This window comes from Pullulanibacillus pueri (assembly GCF_014639255.1).
Classification (GTDB): domain Bacteria; phylum Bacillota; class Bacilli; order Bacillales; family Sporolactobacillaceae; genus Pullulanibacillus; species Pullulanibacillus pueri.
Genome location: NZ_BMFV01000073.1, coordinates 1 through 1,542, shown reverse-complemented (window position 1 = coordinate 1,542; position 1,542 = coordinate 1). Strand labels below are relative to the sequence as shown.

Genomic DNA, 1,542 nt, shown 5'->3' with positions numbered 1-1,542 from the left:
ATTCCATAGGGCTAAAGCCGTTTAGTCGTTTTTGATATCTTTCATGATTATAGAAATGGATATATTCATCTATCGCTTGAGAAAGCTCTTCAAACGTCTCATATTTATGTAAGTAGTATTTCTCTGATTTTAAAGTTCCCCAAAAAGATTCCATTGGTCCATTATCAATACATCTGCCCACTCGTGACATACTTTGAGTCATCTCTGCTTTATCTATTCTTCGCTTAAATTCGTATGAGGTGTACTGGAAGCCACGATCACTATGGATTAAGGGATGTTCTTGATTTAGAAGGTTAGTGGCTCGATCAAGCGTATCAAACACAAGTTTGTTGTTGTTAAAATGGCCGAGAACATAACTGACAATTGACCCATCATATAGATCACGAATCGCACTTAAATAAGCTTTTTTTGATGAACCGTATTTAAATTCCGTGACATCAGTGACCCACTTTTCATTAGGTTTATTAGCTGTAAATTCACGATTCAACACGTTCTCAGCGACATGTTGAGGGATAGAACGCTTATATTGTCTTTTCTTTCTGCGAATAACAGAGCGTAATCCAGCGACTTTCATTAATCGGTAGATCCTCTTGTGATTGAGTAGCTCACTAAACTTTCGATTCATGTGAAGTGTCATTTGACGATAACCGAAGATCCCATCCACTTTCTCATGTAGGTCTTTCATCGCTTCAATAATCGCTTCATTGAGAAGCTCTTGGAAAGTAGGGGTTCGACTTAACCACTTATAGTAAGCCGCTCTGGAGATACCAGCGATTTCACAAAGTAAGAGAATGCTTAGTTCTTCTTTCTCATGAAGTTCCTGAATAGCGATATACTTATCCTCAAATCTAATTTGGCTTACTTTCGCCTCCTTTCGATCTCCTCTAACTTTTTTAAGAATAAATTCTCAGCACGTAATCGTTCATTTTCTCTTTCTAACTTTTTTATCTCTATTTTAGTTTTCTCTTCTGGAGTTAGTTCAGCTTCTTCTTTCTTTCTGCCACGCTTATCTTTAAGGCCGTCATCTCCACCCTCTTCATACTTCTTAACCCAAGTATAGACTTGTTGATAGGAGACTTCATATGTTTCAGTAGCTTTCTGATAATCTTTTCCGTTCCCTAAGCAATACTTTACGATGTCTAAACGTTCTTCCCAAGTGGTTTTTCTTCCTTTAGTCATAGAGCTCGTCCTTCCTTTAGACGTATCCTTCAATTCTCTAAGACTATTATAATGGTTAATCCATCTATGGAGTACTGATCTACTTGAGATTTTATACATTTTGACGATCTCATTTTTAGAGTATTTACCCGATAAATAATCCCTCACAGCTGCTTCTTTAAGGTCTTTAGAATATGGTTTCCAGGTTGTAGATTCTTTTAATCCCTCTACTCCATAATTTTCATATAAGTCCAACCAATTCATTAATGTATTTTTAACGATGTTAAACTTCGAACAAAAGTCTTTAATACTACAATCCCTATTCCTATAGGCAATCAGTACTTTGCACTTAAACTCGACAGAGTACCCCCTCTTAGACATAGA

The 1,542-nt window shown here is 36.5% G+C and carries 1 protein-coding gene; it reads right to left on the bottom strand.

Going from position 1 to position 1,542, the window contains the following annotated elements; genetic code table 11:
- A protein-coding gene (locus IEV91_RS22120; RefSeq protein WP_373284479.1) for an IS3 family transposase occupies positions 1-1,539 on the bottom strand; the annotation gives its coding sequence in 2 pieces (ribosomal slippage) (positions 1-897 and positions 897-1,539; 1,540 coding nt annotated over the 2 pieces). This gene is flagged as partial in the annotation.
- Positions 1,540-1,542 lie beyond the last annotated feature (3 nt).